This window comes from Paenibacillus planticolens (genome assembly GCF_013141725.1).
Taxonomy (GTDB): domain Bacteria; phylum Bacillota; class Bacilli; order Paenibacillales; family NBRC-103111; genus Paenibacillus_E; species Paenibacillus_E planticolens.
In genome coordinates this window covers 139,407-157,669 of sequence record NZ_WHNZ01000007.1, presented here as the reverse complement: position 1 = coordinate 157,669, position 18,263 = coordinate 139,407, and the positions used below count along the sequence as shown (strand labels likewise).

Genomic DNA, 18,263 nt, shown 5'->3' with positions numbered 1-18,263 from the left:
CAGATGAAAGACTCATTGAAAATTTATATTCTCGCCATTATCAGCTTTTTAGTCGGTACTTCGGAATTCGTAATTGCCGGCATTTTGGATATGGTCGCAAGGGATGTTGGCGTGTCGTTAGCAGGGGCAGGACAGCTGATTACGGTCTATTCGCTTGCTTATGCCATTGGCACCCCGATTCTTATTGCACTTACAGCAAAAATGGATCGAAGAAAGCTTATGCTGACGGCTTTGGGATTATTTTTCGTAGGGAACTTGATCACCGTCACAACCACAGGTTACGGTATGCTGATCGGAGCAAGAATTATTATGGCAATAAGCACGGGGGTATTTATGGTCGTCGCCCTGACCGTTGCAGCCAAAATATCTCAACCAGGAAAACAGGGTAGCGCTATCGCTAAGGTTTTATTGGGATTTAACGTAGCGCTTATTGTAGGCGTCCCCCTTGGAAGGATTATTGCTGGGTCGTTTGATTGGAGAATCATATTCACGGGGATCGGAGTCCTCAGTTTGATCGCTATGTTGGTCCTTATGCTGACAATTCCGAGATCAGAAGTAGAGACTCCCGTTTCTATTCGGGAACAGCTCGCCTTGTTAAAAAGTCCCCGAATCTCTGTCGCGCTTTCCATCGGTTTTTTCTGGATATTGGGATATATGATTCTGTACACCTATATTACGCCGTTTCTTCTGAACATTACGGGCATGAGCGAACGGATGGTTAGCATCGGGTTGTTTGCATTTGGGCTGGCTAGTCTCCTAGGCTCCCAAGCTGGCGGTTTCGGTGTTGATAAATGGGGGATCCCGCGTTCGATGATTGGAGGCTTGATCTTTCACTCTGGCATATTATTATTACTGGCGGCGTTCTCCCATTCGTCCATGATGGTATTGCCTTTGCTTATGTTATGGTCCTTTTTCGCTTGGTCGACGGGGCCGGTTCAACAAGTTTATTTAATCGGTATGGCTCCTCAGGCTTCGGGGATCATCCTCAGTTTGAACAGCTCAATCGTGCAGTTGGGCATGGCCGTTGGTGCTGTAATCGGTGGCATTATTGTAGAAAACATCTCTCTAACAGCCGTCGGTTGGTTTGGTGGAGTTGGTGTCGCAATTGGACTCATCCCAGCTATTTTTTCTTTATCCATGCGTCGTAGATCTGCTATAGTGGAACAAAAATTGAGCGTAGCCGATCAGACGAGGGTTTGAGAACATTATCTATTAATAAGTATGTTGCGCTCTTCACGAAGAGCAATCCGCCACTGCGGTGTAAGACAGTATAATAAATCAATGATCAACACACAAGAAAGCAGCCGGTAATCGGCTGCTTCTCGCATTTATTACAGTTATGAAGTGTACGGGTTACGTGCCGATAACGGCCAATGAAAGTAAATGAAATAGAATAAAAAAGGGTGTATTCGATAAAAATACCTAATATAACCAACCTGTAAAATGGGGTGCTTCATTTCGTGATTAAATATCCACGATTAGTAAAAAGTGCAACATATAATTCTAACATTATACACCCTTTAAATCCCTGGATACCCTTATGGTGGTCAGCAGCGTTCCCTGGTTATGGACATTGTATAATGAATAGCAATTTGATCGGTTACTGCCTAATTATCTTTGAGTTCACCATTAACAATCTGGCGAAAGTAAATCAAGCTATTTATTATTCAATGATTGGGGATATTCAAAATGCTATAAACGTCATTGATTTGCGTTTTTTTTATATGTACATAGGTGTTTATATATTTACTATGTTTGATTCCTACCGAAGAGCAGTCGATTTAAATAATACTTATGTCTTATCTTACAGAAAGACGGAAACAACGAAAGTAACATCGATGTCCACTTTTAATGTAAACGCATTTACTAAGGTAAGCCCCTCCGTATCGTTATTTTGGGAAATGATGATGCCAGGCTTAGGTTCATTATATTTGAACCGTGTGTTTTCCTTTTTCTTTAGTATTATAACTTGGTCAGTAACCATTGCGTTATCCCGTTTCTACGTGGGGTTATTTTATAGTTTTACAGGAGATTTTTCTGTAGCCAAAGAAGTTATTGATCCCCAGTGGTTTTTGTTTATCCCTTCAATTTATGGTGGTTATCTGTATTATGCTTACTGGGAAGCCGTTAAATATAACAAACAATATAAACTGTCCCAGGCACAATTTCTAGTTTCTGAGTATCAAAGCAAATCATTCGAGACTCCATTTCTTTTAGAGAGAAAGGCTGATGAAATGTATATAGTCGCATCTTTTGAACATTCGGCTTCCGTAGAAATCGCTTTAACTGAACTCGAGCAAAATGGTGTAAAGAAGTCGGATATTCTCGCCCTGCCACTGCAAGTTCGAAATAAAAAGACAAAAGTCTTCGATAATGCCCATTACTCGGATGGAGTAAGCTTTATCGATCTTGCAACAATTTTAGGGTGTATCTTTATGCTTTTAGGTGGGATATACGGTTTTCTCCTTAAACTTGGTCCAGTTATATGGGCATTAATTGGACTCGTCGCAGGAGGAGTCCTGGGATTTGTAATAAAGTTAATTGCCATTAAAAAGATGCCTACGATTGATTTGTTTGGTCGAATAAAGTCAACAGAAGTTTTTTTAATGGTAAGATGTTCCGAGGAAAGTGATGAACTGATCAAAGATATTTTTTGGAAAAATAAAGCATTGGGTGTAAATAATTATAATGAAAACACGCCCAAAATAAATATTTAAACAGCCAGTATCTTTGAGTTATCCTGCTTAAGATATTTTGAATAATTTTTTCCATGTAATGAGATAATGACACTTAAGAAATACATAAGTGAAAGATGTGTGAAAAAATGAATTCAATTCCTTTAGAATGGAAGGAATATCAACAATCCGCAGATTTTGTTTGTTACGAACACCAAATGGACTCTGATCAATATTTTATTGGGTATTTTAAAACGTTGGTTGATCCGAAAATTTTACACAACCATATACTTGATTTTCTGGACAAGGATCCAAACATTTCTATTAATCAATTGTATAATATAATTCCAATTGCCGAAAAGGAATTATCCAGTGATGCGAAATATATCCATGATAAGTTGTTACAAGGTTATGTGGTTATTCAACGTGGGGAACAAATTCACAATTGTGTATTGGTAAACGCCTTTTTATTTAAGGGACGTGACGTAACAAAACCTGAAATCGAATTCACTGTTGAAGGTGCAAAAGAAGCGTTTGTTGAGTCTTTAGCCATTAATCTTAACCTGATCCGAAAACGACTTCCCATTCCCGAGTTATGTATAAAAGAGATTGTCATAGGAAGCACATCAAAGTCTAAAGTAGCAGTTTGTTATATAGAAGGAATTATGAATAAGCAGTACTTGAACACATGTTTGCAGCGCTTAGAAGAATTGCAATTTAATCAAATCAGCGATATCACTTTGGTACAGCAAATGATCGAAGATAATTCAAATTCCATTTTTCCTCAAATGGTAGGGTCCGAGAGACCGGATTATGTCGCATGGGCGTTAACTTCAGGCCAATTTTGTATCCTAGTTGATGGATCTCCAACGGCGGTGTTTGCACCAGTAAATTTGGGATCATTTTTCACATCTTATGAAGATTATTATTTGCCTTGGATCATTGGCAGTGTAATACGTGTGATACGTATGCTGTCTATTTTGTTCTCCGTCTTTGCAACACCCCTATATGTCGCTGTTATGACTTATCATGGTCACGCCATATCGAATACATTTCTCCCCACGATTATTTCCTCCAGGATAAGTGTACCTTTTCCTCCTGTTGTAGAAGTGCTAATTATGGAGATTGTAATTGAATTATTGCGGGAAGCAGGCGCTAGATTGCCTACTAAAATCGGACAAACCATCGGAATTGTCGGAGGTATTGTTCTGGGAACCGCAGCAGTTGAAGCATCCATTACAAGTAACCTCTTACTGATTATTGTGGCCCTGTCGGCTCTCGCATCATTTACGTCGCCTATTTATCGAATGAGTGCAACGATACGAGTTTTGCGTTTTCCATTTATCCTCGCCGCGCAAATATGGGGTTTATTAGGAATTTTAATCTGCGCCATTACGGTATTTACACATTTGTTACGATTAACATCATTTGGAATGCCTTATCTTATTCCATTTTATCCTTTCCGCAAATCCGACGTTTATGATAGTGTAATTCGTACTCCGTATTCTATGTTTTCCCGTCGATTTAGTTTTTTTAGATCGCCGAATTCCATAAGATTCAATAAAGAAAAAGCACAATTAAATAAAGATATCGATGAATGAGCCTGTTTTGGGAGTGATACTATTGAACTCATTGAATAATCCTCGGCTTACAGTGTCACCATATTTAGTTTTCGTATTGATACACTCGATACAGTACGGACTAGGCTATCTATCAATGGCGATCAAGCCGATTCAATGGGCTGGCCAAGATGTCTGGGTGTCCGTTCTTCTTACCGGCATCAGCTTTCATGTAGTCATTTGGATGATTTATCAAATTTTAGATCGTAATGAGTCAGATCTGATAAGCATTCATCATATTCATTTCGGAAAATGGATTGGGGGGGGGCTTAACTTCTTTTTTGTTATTTACTTCCTGCTCAATTCAAGTTTTCAACTGCGATTATTTATTGAAATCATTCAGGTTTGGTTATTTCCCGAATTAAAGGCTTGGCCACTGGCTTTAGTTCTGCTTTTGCTTGTTTATTACATAGTTTCCGGTGGATTTCGTGTCATTATGGGGATTTGTATGCTTAGTTTGGCACAGCATACCCTCATTTTCTCCATGTTTTTTACGGCACCGTTTTATCACTACAATAATTTGTTACCGATAATGAATCATTCACTACACGACATCATTCAAGCATCAAAAGAGTTAACATTTCCTTATTTAGGTGTTGAAATTCTCATGTTCTGCTATACCTTCATCAAAACGCCACAAAAATCGCAAAAGTGGGCGCATTTAGGGAACCTTATTACAACGTTCTTTTATCTGCTCATTATTTTCTTCTCATTGCTACTGTTCAATTTCGACCAACTTTCAAAAGAAATATGGCCGGCGTTTACTAAATATAAATTTGTACATTTTCCCTTTATTGAACGTTTTGATTTTATAGGAGCTTCGTTCTTGATTTTTGGGTTATTTCCCATTGTATGCATAGAGATGTGGGTATCAAGCCGGGTGGTAAAAAACATATTTAATGTAAAACAATTAACTGTCCTGCCGTTCTTTTTAATCGTGATCTTCATTGCCGTATGCCTGATACCAGATCGACAAAGCATTGAAGGTATCCAAAATATGCTATCCCGAATTGGTTTCTACATCATTTATGTGTACATACCATTTCTTTTTTTATATGACATAATCCGAATGAAATTGAAAGTGAAAAGAACATGATGAAACGATTATTATTTTTGTTACTGTCCTTCCTCTTGGTAATATTAACGGCATGTATTAAACAACAAAATTTGGATGAAATCACTATATTTATCGCCTGTGCTTTCGATGAAGTAAAAAATAATCAAATTGAATTCACAATATCCACCCCTAAATATAAAACTAAAAATCCTGGTTCCGTTACAAATATCGTCCTTTCGAAGGTTGGCCAAACGAGTGCAGATATTAAGTCATTAATGAATCTGCAATTAAACCAACCTATAAATACTGGGAAGATTTCACTTATCTTATTTGGAAAAAACCTTGCCACAAAAGGACTCTCGAAAGAATTGGATGTGGCATGGAGGGACGCTCAAGCTTCACGATTGATGTACCTGGCCGTTGTCGATGGAAGTGCCAAGGAATTGCTGCAATCGAACTTCAGTTTTGATGATGAAAAAGGAATGTTTTTAGTGAATTTACTTGAAACGAATGTGAAGAAAGGAATTGTTCCAAGTCAAAACCTTCATGAATTTGAATACTCCCTTACGAACAAAGGCATGGATCCTGTTTTGCCTCTTCTTAAACTAAAAGGAGATCAAGTAACTATTTCAGGTTTAGCTTTATTTAAAGATGACAAGTATGTAACATCGCTTAACGTGAAACAAATGAATCTCTTTAAACTGCTTCATAACAATGTAAAACAGGGAACTCTTGAAGCTCAATTGGAAGACGGTTCTCATGTTGTTGTGACAAACGTCGGATCAAAGGTAAACTATGAGATTGAGAAAGATACGAAAAACACAACTGTAAAAATAAACCTATCTATCAACAGCCAAATTACAGAATCAGAGGGGGTTATATTCCCAAGTCAAGAGATCCAGCGATTGAAAGAGATTTTTGAGAACGATATTACCACAGCATGTATGGATCTTATCCGATTGTTTAAAAAAGAGGGAGTGGACCCCCTCGGATTAGGCGATTTTGTAAGAAGCAGGACAAGAAACTGGAACGAAGATGAGTGGCGTCAACAATATCGTTCACTGAATGTTAGTCTAAATGTGAAAATGAATCTTACTGAGACAGGCATTCAAAAATAAGTATATAAGAATTAGAAAAGCCTCGATTCGAGATTTCATACCCGATTCGAGGCTGTGAATTAGAGTTTAGCATACACTATTAAACAGATTGTTTATAGAACGTCGTACGCATAACAATTGCCAATAATGCTAAGACTAAAAAGAGAAGTCCACCCCAAATTACATGTTGTGTTCCCATATTGGTAATAAAGATACCCCCGATAAAGGTCCCAATCGTGACACCTAAGTTCCCGAAAGCTACAAACAATCCATTAGCAAAGTCCGGGGCATCAGTTGCAGCCGATGTAATCCAATATTGTGAAATATTTAATCCGAGGGTAAAGAGTATCCCCCAAACCAAGATAATAATCATCATTGGAATGTTTAAGGTGCCGATGAAATACATAAGCAAATAAACAATGCCGAGGCTAAACGGAAATACGAGTGCTGTTTTTACGGCATTGGTGCTAAGAAATCTGCCAGCTACTAAGTTACCTAATATACCGGTTGCTCCGAATAAGACAAGCATTGCGCTGATTTCTTTGCCGGACATTTGCGTAACTTTGTCCAGATATTCAGCAAAAAAACTATATACGGCGTACATCCCAGACAAAATAAAAGCTGCAGCAGCCATACTAAACCACATGACTGGCTTTTTCAAGACGCTTAATTGCTTACCGTATGATAATTTTTCATTTACAGGCATCGAAGGTACAAAAAGAAGGATTCCAATAAAGGCAATTGCATTGACGAGAGCAAAAAACAACAAAGCTGCTTGTAAGGAAATGATATCGGCAACGAACGATGTAATCGGGACGCCGAGTACCATACCCGCTGTGACACCCATAAATACTTTAGATACTGCCTTAGCCGTGTGTTCTTTACTTACAGAACTTGCAGCAGCAACAAAAGCTAAGGAGAAGTAAACAGGGTGCAAAAACGCTGGAATTATTCTAGTAATCAGAAGCATGGTAAAGCTATGTGAAAATGCGGAAAATAAGTTTGTGATGACAAAGACAGCTAGAACAAACAACATTGCTTTTTTTCGGTTAATACCAGAAAAGAATAATGGCATAAAAGGGCCAGAAATAGCGATGACGAGTGCAAATAAGCTGACAAGTAAACCAGCAGTTGAGACACTAACGCCGAATTGTTCAGAGATTTGTGGTAAAAGACCGATAACACCCATCTCAGTGTTTATAATTCCAAAAATACCAAGTGCTAATATATAAATTAACAATGTTTTATTCAACGGTGGTCATCCTCTCGTATTTATCTTTAGATGAATTAGTTAACTAATAAATAAATACAGCTAATGACACCATAATAAAAAAACCAAAAGGTTCATCCTCCTCAATAATAGTTAGATGCTTGTATAAGTGTATTACTGAGCATCCCTTTCGTCAAGTCCCTATATATGAGAGTACTACTTGCGAAAAACAATTAGATGGATATATACTTATATAAAGATAAGATAGGAGAGAACGCCAATGTCTGACATGACAGAATCACAATTTGCGAGAATTTCTCGTGCACTTGCTGAACCTAGGCGCTTTCAGATGCTTAAAGAAATTAGAGAGGCTAATCAACCATTTCCCTGCAGCGCTTTGCATGAGACTCATAACGTGAGCGCCGCTACAATTTCACATCATCTTAAAGAGCTTGAAGTTGCGGGTCTGATACAAAATATACGTGAAGGAAAATACATGAATTTAATTTTTAAACCAGAGGTTCTTCAAGCATATTTGGATAAAATTTCTGAAGTACTTATTAATCACTCAGACACTACTGATCAATAAAACTAAAAGATCGAAAATCGTCCGGTTAATTTGGTAACCGAACATTTTTCGATCTTTTTTATTCAAACGACTATGGCGATATATTGGAAAAAAATGTTGACAGCTTTCGTTGGATCATGTATTTATTAAGTAATTAATAAATCAGGAGGGCATCGAGAAGTGGCCAAAGAAGACCGCAAACAGCAAATTGTCGAAGCAGCCGTAACCGTCTTCGCCAAGCAGGGATATTACAAGACGACGACCGCACATATCGCTCACGCAGTGGGGATTACGCAGCCGTATGTGTTTCATTTTTTCAAGACGAAGGAAGATCTTTTTATCGCAGTGCTGGAGCAGTCCGTCCAGCGTATAGCAGGCATTTTCCGGGAAGTTGAGGCGCCGGCGGAGCAACTGATGGATCAAATGGGCACAGCGTTCTATGATCTGTTGGAAACTCACCGAGATGAAACGCTTCTGTCGATGCAGGCGTTCACGACGGCTGAGCCGATCATTCGTCAAAAGGTTCAGGAAGGCTTTGCCCATATTCATCAGGTGGTAAAGGAAAAATTCGAGGAAGCTCAGATTCCCCAGCCTAGCTTGCAGGCGTCTAGCTTCATTGGCCTCGGGATGGCTGCGGTAATGTCAGAGATACTGGAGCTGCCCGAGCTTTCACCTTACTGTGAGATGGAATAACCTAATTAATTAATGAATAGTCGAGGGAGATGAATCTCAATGGCGAAAGTAATACCGGGAAGATACACAGCTCGTATGGAGGGGGATTTCGTCGTATTCCTAATTGGCATGCGCGTCAATCGGCTCTGGGCCGTACACAAATGGCTGCCGGTGTTTATGGCCATGGGACCCATGCTGCGGGAACTTTACACCAATCGCAAACTTGGCTTCCGTGGTACGGAGTTCATGCTGGGCTGGCGCAGCGTCCATCTGCTGCAGTATTGGGATTCGTATGAGCAACTGGAGGCGTATGCCCGTGGAGGGCAGCATCTTACCGCATGGCGAAATTTCAACCGCAAGGTCGGAACGGATGGAACAGTCGGAATCTACCATGAAACGTTTAAGATCCGAGCTGACGAGTATGAGTGCGTATACGGCAATATGCCGGTGTTTGGTCTTGCGAAGGTGTCGGAGCATATTCCGGCTGTTGGCAAAATGGAGACGTCGCGCCGCCGTATGGGAGGGGAGAATGAGCCAGCCGTTCCGACTCCGGTAAATCCTCAATAATCGTCGTAGATCATCAGGAGGGAAAATCAAAAAAGAGTTAAACTCAACGAATGGACGAAGCTTTCAATTTGAAGCCGTTCATACACGTATCCCAAGCTTGGTTAAATCCTCTCCAGTCTTCACCTTTCGGAAGGAGCACCGAGCTAATTCCACTCATCCCCCAATCCTCGTAAATCACGTCTTTGCGATCATCCTGGTGGTTATTCACGATCAGAAGTTGGAACTTTCCAGGCATCAGCCGTTTTAATGCTGCGTGCAGCTTCTGCGCTTCCTTTCTATTCGAATTGGTTCTAATAAAAAGAGTCGGTTGACCTTGTATTTTTCTCAAAAACCGATCTACGCGTCGATTGAGCTTTTGTTTAAACGCGGGGTAAGCATCACTCCAATGCTCCGCGGTGAGATAAATAGGAAAGTCATGAAAAGATATAACGTCATTTGCGTTATCTCTTACAACAAAACATTCATTGGTAGTGCCAATGAGTTCAAGCTGGCTAAGTTCCATAAATCCCTTGAAACGATGATCTATCAAACGAATCACTCCGCCAATCGAATCTGAAACAAACCAATCTAAGGGACCCGCATATTTTCGTAAGCCTAGTCTTTTAAGCTGATATGCTGTTTGACATGTGGAACCCAGACTAATGTAGGACCTATATCCACCTAGGGAATCGCGCCATTTCATAACTATCACTCCCGTCTCAACAACCAAACTATTCTTCAATGACCATTTTGAATTAAAGTATGCAAATGTTAAAAATGCGCCTGGGCAAACATACGACGTAATGCCTCACATAGCTGCTTATATTTGACGATTCTATGGGGAAGCATATGGCATAGAGCGAACGGCTCGTCGCAATTGAGACTTCCTAAAGGAAGTTGCAACAATGAAAAGAATATGTTAAAATTCAGCTACATTTAACGATTGGAGTTGAAGAGGATAATGTAATATTTCTTGCCCTTTTACTAAGAATAGAACAGCGTATGTTTTATTTCTTATTGGCAAGAAAGTTACCTTATTCTTTTCACTCAAAATATATCCTTTTTCATACCCTGGCACGGGTTGAATTTGTCGTATTTTTTTGAGCTGCAAGAAAGGTAACTTTCTTGCAGCTCAATTTTTTTTTTCGACAAAGGAGGATATCAGAGTGTCTACTATTAACGTATCAAACCTAACGTTTGCCTATGAAGGCAGCTATGACAATATCTTTGAAAATGTCAGTTTCACGATGGATACGGACTGGAAATTAGGATTTACAGGGAGAAATGGCCGGGGGAAAACGACGTTTCTCCAACTATTGCTCGAAAAGCATGAATACAGCGGCTATATTTCGTCGCAGGTAGAGTTTGAATATTTTCCATTCCATGTGGAGCGCAAGGAAAGTCTTACGTATGAAGTCATTGAAGAAATTTACCCGGACTATGAGCACTGGCAATTAATACGGGAGTTTTCGCTCTTAAAAGTGTCCGAGGACGTTTTGTATCGCCCTTTCAATTCGTTGTCCAACGGAGAACAGACTAAGGTGCTGCTAGCGACCTTGTTCATTAAGGAAAACAGCTTCCTGCTCATTGACGAGCCGACAAACCACCTAGATATGAATGCGAGGAAGCTTGTAAGCCAATATTTGAGATCAAAGAGCGGGTTCATTCTTGTATCGCATGACAGAGCATTTCTCGATCATTGCGTCGATCACATTCTCTCCATCAACAAAACCAATATTGAGATCCAGAAAGGCAATTTTTCGAGCTGGTGGGAAAATAAGATGAGGCAGGATCAGTTCGAACTTGCGACGGACGAAAAACTCCGTAAGGACATCAAAAGGTTGTCCGTTTCGTCCAGACGTACTGGAGATTGGGCGCATGCAGTAGAAAGAAGCAAAAACGGCACAAGAAATTCCGGCTCTAAAATCGACAAAGGCTATGTAGGCCACAAAGCCGCCAAAATGATGAAGCGCTCGAAGTCGATTGAACAAAGGCAGCAATCGGCCATCGAAGAGAAATCCAAGCTTCTGAAAAATATTGAAAGCTCAGAAAGTCTGGAGATTACGCAGCTCTCTTATCACAAGCCTCAACTCGTGGAGCTGGATGCGGTTTCGATTTATTACGGGGAAAGACAGGTATGCGATAATGTAAGCTTTGCGATTGAGCCTGGCGAATCCATTGCACTAATAGGCCCGAACGGTTCAGGAAAATCTTCGATTCTCAAGCTGATATGTGGCGAGGGGCTAAGCTACACCGGAAGCTTACGGAAGGATAGTCAGCTTCGCATATCGTACGTATCGCAGGATACTTCCCACCTTCGTGGCAATTTGTCGGACTACGCTAGGGAGCAAGGAATTGACGAAAGTTTGTTTAAATCGATTCTTAGGAAACTTGATTTCTCGAGATCTCAGTTTGAAAAGGATATGTCGGCGTTTAGCGGCGGCCAGAAGAAAAAGGTGCTGATCGCCAAAAGTTTGAGTGAGCAAGTGCATTTGCATATTTGGGACGAACCGCTTAACTTTATTGACGTCATCTCGCGTATGCAAATCGAAGAACTGCTGCTTGAGTATAACCCAACCATTCTATTCGTGGAGCATGACAGCGAGTTTTGCAAGAATATCGCGACAAAGATTGTAGAACTGACAAACTAACCTTTCTTGGAGGATGAGGACAATGATGATTGAGGCTGAAGTTGAGGTTGTAGATGATTATGTGAACCTGTTCATTTCGAATGAGAAGGTTCACGAAAATAAATTGTCGGAGATTTACTATTGGATTCATGCTCTCGTCTTACTTATAAGAGACGGGAGCTTTTTTATTTTAACTTGTCCCTGGAGAAAGTCCAATAATAGTCAATTTATTTACTGAGAACGGACAGCATAGAATAATAATATGATATTTATAAAAGTTATTTTTGGAGGAATCGGATTCTATGGCAATAGGTCGTTTTCCTGAGCGCATTGTAGTAATTGGGGCAGGGATGGCGGGTTTGGTATGTACTTTGGAGCTTATGAAACAAGGATATAACGTGCGTTTATTAGAAGCAAATAGTCAACCGGGTGGTCGCATATACACAATGCGGGATCAATTTGCTGACGGTTTGTATTGCGAAATGGGAGCTGCGTTCATTGGAGCACATCATTTTCTCACATTGCGTTATGCCCAGCAAGCCGGGGTTCAATTAATAAATATACCAGTTCCCAATAGAAGTTTGTCCTATATCGATGGGAGATTAATCATAGATTCGCCGGCTGAACCTGCCTGGTGGCCTGTTTCACTTACAGCCGAGGAAAGAAGGTTAGGATATGCAGGAATGCTGGAAAAGTATCTCAAGCCGGGGCTTAACGCGACGGGTAATCCTTTTATGCCGGGCTGGCCCACAAAACAAGCGGTACTGCTTGATTCAATGACAATGGAAGAATATCTTAAAAGCCAAGGTGCATCTTCGGGTGCGATTAAGCTGTTTGAAATTGGATATATGCAGATGTTAGGTGATGGTATTCGCAAAGTATCTGCCTTACAAAGACTGCTTGATCTAAAAATGGCTGGTTCCGGAAGAAATACACAGACGATAGTAGGTGGCATGGATCAATTACCCAAAAAGCTTGCCCTTACAATTGGTTCTAATATCAGCTATGGATGTGCTGTGACGCATATTGAACATAGTAATAAAGGGGTAACTATCCAATTTACTAATTCTGGCGAAGTGTTCACGATCTGCTGTGATCGGGTCATTGTGGCCATTCCCTCTACAGTCCTGCGTACAATTCATTTTTCCCCGCCACTTAGCAAAGAAAAAAATGATGTCATTCAAAACCAACTTTCCACTTCCGTTACGCGTACCGTCATACAAAGCCGAACTAGATTCTGGAACAACTTAAGTTCCTTTACTACCGTAAATACGGATCTGAAAATTGGATGGTTGCTTGATGCTACATTCACTCAAACGACATCAAAGAGGGGGTTAATTTGTTCGTACTCCTCTGGTGAATCGGCGCGAGAACTATCTAGAGCGGAAAACTTTCATTCAGCCGTATCAGAAGTCAAACAGGTGCTTCCTGAATTGTCGCATCATTATGAAGGTGGGACGGTCTTTTCATGGGATCATAATCCTTACTCCCGAGGCGCATATGCGTGGTATAAGCCGAAACAGATGATTCGAATGCTCCCAGCACTGTCTGCCGAACAAGGTAGAATTTACTTTGCTGGGGATAATACGAGTCTTTTTCCCGGTTGGATCGAAGGTGCAATCTCTTCAGCGTTACGAGCTGTAAATCAAATTATTTCAAGTAGACTAAGTTAAATCAACAAAAACGAAATGCAAAAGGAGCTCAGCCCAATTGAACTTGGCTAGGCTCCTTTTTGTCCTGCAAATGTACGATAAAATAGGCATTTTAATCAGTAACAAGTGCGGAGCTGAGTTCATATGTTGTCATGGAGTAGTCGAATAATTGGCTGAATTCACAAAGAGTATGATGCCGACACAACTATCTATTAAACGGAGGTTTTTGTAAATGAATGAATTCCAAAATGATCTTCAGAATTTGACGGTTTCCGAGTTCACAGCAAGTGAGGTGACACCTTGGAACGTACAAAGCCAGCAAGATGCTAGGTTATGCGTCTTCTTTTGCACGAACTGTACCAATTGCTTTACGTGTACCAATTGCTTTAACTGCACGAATTGCTTTAACTGTTCTAATTGCACCAGTTGCTTCCGATGCTCGAACTGTCATAACTGTCACAACTGTCATGGCTGCCATAACTGCCACCGTTAAGAATATTGAATTGTTTCTTGCCGATAGAGTAAAGCCCCTACAGCAAACTAGGCCATTGCTGCAGGGGCTTTCTTAAAGAATAAGACATGAGGGACAATTAGCTGTACATAAGATTACATGTGAAGAGTTTGAGCAGATTGAGAACACAGCTTCCGGAGGAGGAGTAGAATGGCAAATTTGAACCCTTCGATGCGACTGAAGATGAAAAGGGATACGTTTTTTCTCCCTGATCCAAATGGTAGTGTGTATTTTCGAAACAACGTAAGTTCGTTCCGCATGGAAGGCGCAGGGATCGATCGGTGGATTGAAAAGTTGATACCAATATTCAATGGGGAGCATAGGTTGAAGGATTTGACAGACGGATTGCCGGACCAACACCGGAAGCAGGTATATGGAATTGCAGAAATGTTGTATCGTAATGGGTTTGTTCGGGATACGAGCCAAGACAGTCCACATCAGTTGTCTGAAGAGATCCTTCAAAAGTACGCTTCTCAAATTGAATTTTTGGACCATTTCGGTAATTCGGGTGCGTACCGGTTTCAGTCGTATCGGCAGTCCAAGGTATTGACGGTCGGTTCTGGCCCATTTCTGATCTCGGTCATTTCCGCGCTGCTTGAATCCGGTTTGCCCAAGTTACACGTGCTGGTCTCGGGCTCAGAGCCAACCGATCGGCAACGGATGCTAGAACTGGCGGCACATGCCCGTAAAACGGACCCCGAGGTTGTCATCGAGGAGGTTACTCTGCAAACGGAGGGGAATCGTAATTGGCGGGAGGCTGTAAGGCCGTTTGAATCGGTTTTATTTGTGTCACAGCAGGGAGATATCGAGGAGCTGCGGGCTCTTCATGCGGTGTGCAGGGAGGAGAAGAAGGTGTTTCTTCCCGCTGTTTGTCTGAAGCAGGTGGGTATGGCGGGTCCTCTTGTACATCCGGACTCTGAGGGCTGCTGGGAATCAGCGTGGCGCAGCGTACACGAATCTGCGATTTCTAAAGACCCGGAGCTGCACACCTTTTCTTCCACAGCGGGAGCTCTGTTGGCGAACGTGATCGTGTTTGAATTATTAAAAAAGATTAGTGGATTGAACGATTCGGAACAAAGTGATCCGTTCTATCTGCTTAATCTAGAGACTCTGGAAGGAAAATGGCATTTGTTCGTACCCCATCCGCTTGTGAACGGGCGTACCGCTGTTGAACGGATTCATGATTTCGAATTGCAGCTCGAGCGGAAATCAAGCAAAAGTGAGACCGGATTGCTTCCTTACTTTGGCCGGTTGACATCTGCGGAATCCGGAATTTTTCATATTTGGGAGGAGGGGGACTTAAAACAACTGCCTCTCTCTCAGTGTCGAGTTCAGGCAATCGATCCATTATCCGAAGGGCCGGCTACGCTGCTGTCGGACATTGTTTGTACCGATCTGACTCATGAGGGAGCTCGGCGGGCAGCAGGGTTGGCCGGAATTGAAGCGTATGTGTCGCGAATGGCATCCCTTTTCGTTTCAGAACCGCAGGAATTTATCGGCATCGGAGCGGGAGAAACGTTTGCGGAAGGCATAGGTCGGGGGTTGCTTAGGTGTTTGGCTGAGGAGATGGGCAAGCAATTGGCGAGTCAGGTGCCGTCTGTCTCTCGAGTACATTTGTCTGCCATAGAGGATAAACGCTGCCAGTTTTATTTGCAGGCTTTGACGACGATGAAGGGAGAGCCGATGATTGGTTTGGGAGAGACCGTTTGCGGATTCCCTGTGGTTTGGGTCGGTACGGATGACCGCTGGTATGGCGGTGTAGGTTTGAATGTAACATTTGCATTGCGGGTTGCTTTACAACAAGCTCTGTTGATGTTACAAAACCAACCGGCTAGTTACACATCGCAAGTGTTGGAGGTTTCGTCTGTGCGTCTCGCAGAAAAGATTCCGCATAACCTTGAGATCCCATCCTGTGAAGCTACGATAGAATCGGATGTTTTGCAGTCCGCCTTCCAAGTCTTAAAACGGAACCATAAACGGCTCTTGGTCTTCGATCTGGCAGTAGAACCATTTTTGAAAGAGGAAATGGCAGGAGTATTTGGCGTGTTGCTGCGAGAGGAGGGAGCCCGGTGAGCGCCATCGTTATGATTGTGGGAGACGGGGAATTGGCGGACTGCGTAAATGAAGAACTATCAGCCCAATTCAAGATCGTACGTCAAATGGATTTCGAAGCAGGAGTGCCGGAAACGGTGGATTTGGCACTAGTGCTGCACGATGCTTGGCATCCTTACGTTCATCAAAAGGCGGAAGAGCTGCTGCAGCCAGCCGGTATCCCTTGGTTGCGCGGCTTCGTTGCATTTGGCGAGGGCGTGATCGGACCTCTGGTTACACCGGGCTCACAAGGGTGCTCCCAATGTGCGGATACACGACGCCTCATGGCGGGACGCGACCGTAGGGAGATGCGTGCGCTGCAGCAGAGTCTTGCGGCGCACGGGGGAATATCACGCGATGCATGGGCTTCGCGTACGGGACTCTTCCAAGTAGCCCATCTGCTAGTGGCGGAGGCACGGAGGATATTGCAAGACAAACCGGGTCATTTAGCAGAGAGAGTGCTTATGATCAACCTGAAAACGCTGGAGAGTACAGTTCACTTCTTTCTCCCTGACCCGCTATGTCCGGTTTGCAGTCGATTGCCTGACGATTCGTCGGCATCAGCCCGCATTTCACTGCAGCCAAGTCCTAAGATTAGCTTGGACAGTTACCGCTCTCGACCCATGGATGATTTGAAAAAAGTCTTGACCAAAGACTATTTGGATAGCCGGACCGGCTTTATGAATGAGAAAATGATTGATCTTGCGTCGCCATTTGCCGATGTAAGCGTGAATTTACCGTTGATCGCTGAGGACGTAGGGACGGCAGGTCGGACTCATTCCTATGCGGCGAGCGAGTTGACCGCCATTTTGGAGGGATTGGAGCGGTACTGCGGTATGGTGCCTCGAGGCAAACGAACGGTAGTCCATGGCAGCTTCCGCGATCTGGAAGATCAAGCGCTCGACCCCGTCAAGGTAGGGGTGCATGCGAAGGAACAGTACGCACAGCCGGGATATCCGTTCACTACGTTCGATCCTGACCGCCACATCGATTGGGTATGGGGGTATTCGTTTTTGCAAGAGCGTCCGATTCTCGTTCCGGAACAGCTCGCTTATTACGGCATGGGCTGCGGACATGGTTTCGTGTCCGAATCTTCCAACGGATGCGCATTAGGCGGAAGCCTGGAGGAAGCTATCTTTTACGGAATAATGGAAGTTGTGGAGCGAGATTCGTTTCTGATGGCTTGGTATGCGCAGCTGCCTCTCCCACGTATTGACCCTTATTCCGCAAACGACCGGGAATTGCGGATGATGATCGATCGTTTACGAGTTGTGGCGGGGTTTGATGTATATTTCTACAACTCGACGATGGAGAACGGGATTCCAAGCGTTTGGGGGATAGCAAAAAACAGGAAACAAAATGGAGTGAATCTCATCTGTGCGGCCGGAGCTCATCCTGATCCGGTACGGGCGGTGAAAGGTGCGGTTCACGAGTTGGCCGGCATGGTGCTGAATCTTGATAAGAAATTCGAGGAGAACCGTGAGGCGTATGTACGGATGCTTCACGATTCCTCCCAGGTGCGGCAGATGGAGGATCATTCATTGTTATACGCTTTGCCGCAAGCGGAGGAGCGCTTGCAATTTCTGCTGGATGAAAATCGCCCCATGCGAACGTTTGAAGAGGAGTTCAAGCGTGAAGCCCGGCATGCTGATTTAACGGACGATCTGAAAGATGTTCTTCAGGCGTTCCGCCGATTGAATCTGGATGTGATCGTCGTTGATCAGTCAGCGCCGGAAATCATTCGAAATGGACTTCATTGCGTGAAAGTGCTGATCCCGGGGATGCTGCCGATGACATTCGGTCATCAGTTTACCCGCGTGGAGGGGCTTAAGCGGGTGTTGAGGGTACCGATGGAACTTGGGTATGCCAAACAGCCGCTGAGGCTGGAACTTCTCAATCCATACCCGCATCCATTTCCATAGCAGGAGGGAGAAG

General features: G+C 42.8%; 16 protein-coding genes. 14 read left to right on the top strand and 2 right to left on the bottom strand.

What is annotated here, in order from left to right; all coding sequences use genetic code 11:
- Positions 1-3 precede the first annotated feature (3 nt).
- The 5 genes from GC097_RS01230 to GC097_RS01210 all read left to right on the top strand — a co-directional run bounded on the left by GC097_RS01230 (position 4) and on the right by GC097_RS01210 (position 6,469).
- A complete protein-coding gene (locus GC097_RS01230; RefSeq protein ID WP_171681523.1) occupies positions 4-1,200 on the top strand; it encodes an MFS transporter in 1,197 nt (398 codons plus the stop codon).
- A gap of 380 nt (positions 1,201-1,580) precedes the next feature.
- Positions 1,581-2,717: a hypothetical protein gene (locus tag GC097_RS01225; RefSeq protein WP_171681522.1), complete on the top strand. Its 1,137-nt coding sequence runs from the start codon at positions 1,581-1,583 to the stop codon at positions 2,715-2,717.
- A 107-nt stretch (positions 2,718-2,824) separates the two neighbouring features.
- Positions 2,825-4,276, top strand: coding sequence for a spore germination protein (locus tag GC097_RS01220; RefSeq protein ID WP_171681521.1), 1,452 nt, complete (start codon positions 2,825-2,827; stop codon positions 4,274-4,276).
- On the top strand, positions 4,269-5,390 hold the full coding sequence (locus tag GC097_RS01215) for a GerAB/ArcD/ProY family transporter (protein WP_246293873.1): 1,122 nt from the start codon (positions 4,269-4,271) through the stop codon (positions 5,388-5,390). Before GC097_RS01220 ends, GC097_RS01215 begins: the two co-directional genes overlap by 8 nt.
- Positions 5,390-6,469 carry a Ger(x)C family spore germination protein gene (locus tag GC097_RS01210; RefSeq protein WP_171681519.1) on the top strand — a complete coding sequence of 360 codons (1,080 nt, stop codon included), beginning with the start codon at positions 5,390-5,392 and terminating at the stop codon, positions 6,467-6,469. Before GC097_RS01215 ends, GC097_RS01210 begins: the two co-directional genes overlap by 1 nt.
- 79 nt (positions 6,470-6,548) lie before the next feature.
- Here GC097_RS01210 and GC097_RS01205 read toward each other — a convergent pair whose 3' ends face one another.
- Positions 6,549-7,700: an MFS transporter gene (locus GC097_RS01205; protein WP_171681518.1), complete on the bottom strand. Its 1,152-nt coding sequence runs from the start codon at positions 7,698-7,700 to the stop codon at positions 6,549-6,551.
- A gap of 238 nt (positions 7,701-7,938) precedes the next feature.
- On the opposite strand from GC097_RS01205, the gene GC097_RS01200 reads away from it, so the two are divergent.
- The 3 genes from GC097_RS01200 to GC097_RS01190 all read left to right on the top strand — a co-directional run bounded on the left by GC097_RS01200 (position 7,939) and on the right by GC097_RS01190 (position 9,465).
- Positions 7,939-8,247, top strand: a complete 309-nt coding sequence (locus GC097_RS01200; RefSeq protein ID WP_171681517.1) for an ArsR/SmtB family transcription factor — start codon at positions 7,939-7,941, stop codon at positions 8,245-8,247.
- A gap of 159 nt (positions 8,248-8,406) precedes the next feature.
- Positions 8,407-8,919 (top strand): TetR/AcrR family transcriptional regulator, encoded by a 513-nt coding sequence (locus tag GC097_RS01195; RefSeq protein WP_171681516.1) that lies wholly within the window; start codon positions 8,407-8,409, stop codon positions 8,917-8,919.
- Between the two features lie 39 nt (positions 8,920-8,958).
- Positions 8,959-9,465 carry a DUF4188 domain-containing protein gene (locus tag GC097_RS01190; RefSeq protein WP_171681515.1) on the top strand — a complete coding sequence of 169 codons (507 nt, stop codon included), beginning with the start codon at positions 8,959-8,961 and terminating at the stop codon, positions 9,463-9,465.
- Positions 9,466-9,508: 43 nt separating this feature from the next.
- On the opposite strand, the gene GC097_RS01185 is transcribed toward GC097_RS01190, so the two are convergent.
- On the bottom strand, positions 9,509-10,147 hold the full coding sequence (locus GC097_RS01185) for a DUF1796 family putative cysteine peptidase (protein ID WP_171681514.1): 639 nt from the start codon (positions 10,145-10,147) through the stop codon (positions 9,509-9,511).
- Positions 10,148-10,610: 463 nt separating this feature from the next.
- On the opposite strand from GC097_RS01185, the gene GC097_RS01180 reads away from it, so the two are divergent.
- From GC097_RS01180 to GC097_RS01155, 6 genes are all read left to right on the top strand, one after another.
- Complete coding sequence (locus GC097_RS01180; RefSeq protein WP_171681513.1) at positions 10,611-12,095, top strand: Lsa family ABC-F type ribosomal protection protein; 1,485 nt, start codon at positions 10,611-10,613, stop codon at positions 12,093-12,095.
- A gap of 22 nt (positions 12,096-12,117) precedes the next feature.
- Positions 12,118-12,312 carry a hypothetical protein gene (locus GC097_RS01175; RefSeq protein WP_171681512.1) on the top strand — a complete coding sequence of 65 codons (195 nt, stop codon included), beginning with the start codon at positions 12,118-12,120 and terminating at the stop codon, positions 12,310-12,312.
- Positions 12,313-12,376: 64 nt separating this feature from the next.
- Positions 12,377-13,747 carry a flavin monoamine oxidase family protein gene (locus tag GC097_RS01170; protein WP_171681511.1) on the top strand — a complete coding sequence of 457 codons (1,371 nt, stop codon included), beginning with the start codon at positions 12,377-12,379 and terminating at the stop codon, positions 13,745-13,747.
- A 211-nt stretch (positions 13,748-13,958) separates the two neighbouring features.
- A complete protein-coding gene (locus GC097_RS35150) occupies positions 13,959-14,219 on the top strand; it encodes a heterocycloanthracin/sonorensin family bacteriocin (RefSeq protein WP_171681510.1) in 261 nt (86 codons plus the stop codon).
- A 168-nt stretch (positions 14,220-14,387) separates the two neighbouring features.
- Positions 14,388-16,310 (top strand): putative thiazole-containing bacteriocin maturation protein, encoded by a 1,923-nt coding sequence (locus tag GC097_RS01160; protein ID WP_171681509.1) that lies wholly within the window; start codon positions 14,388-14,390, stop codon positions 16,308-16,310.
- Positions 16,307-18,250 (top strand): TOMM precursor leader peptide-binding protein, encoded by a 1,944-nt coding sequence (locus tag GC097_RS01155; protein ID WP_171681508.1) that lies wholly within the window; start codon positions 16,307-16,309, stop codon positions 18,248-18,250. Before GC097_RS01160 ends, GC097_RS01155 begins: the two co-directional genes overlap by 4 nt.
- The last annotated feature ends 13 nt before the right edge of the window (positions 18,251-18,263 follow it).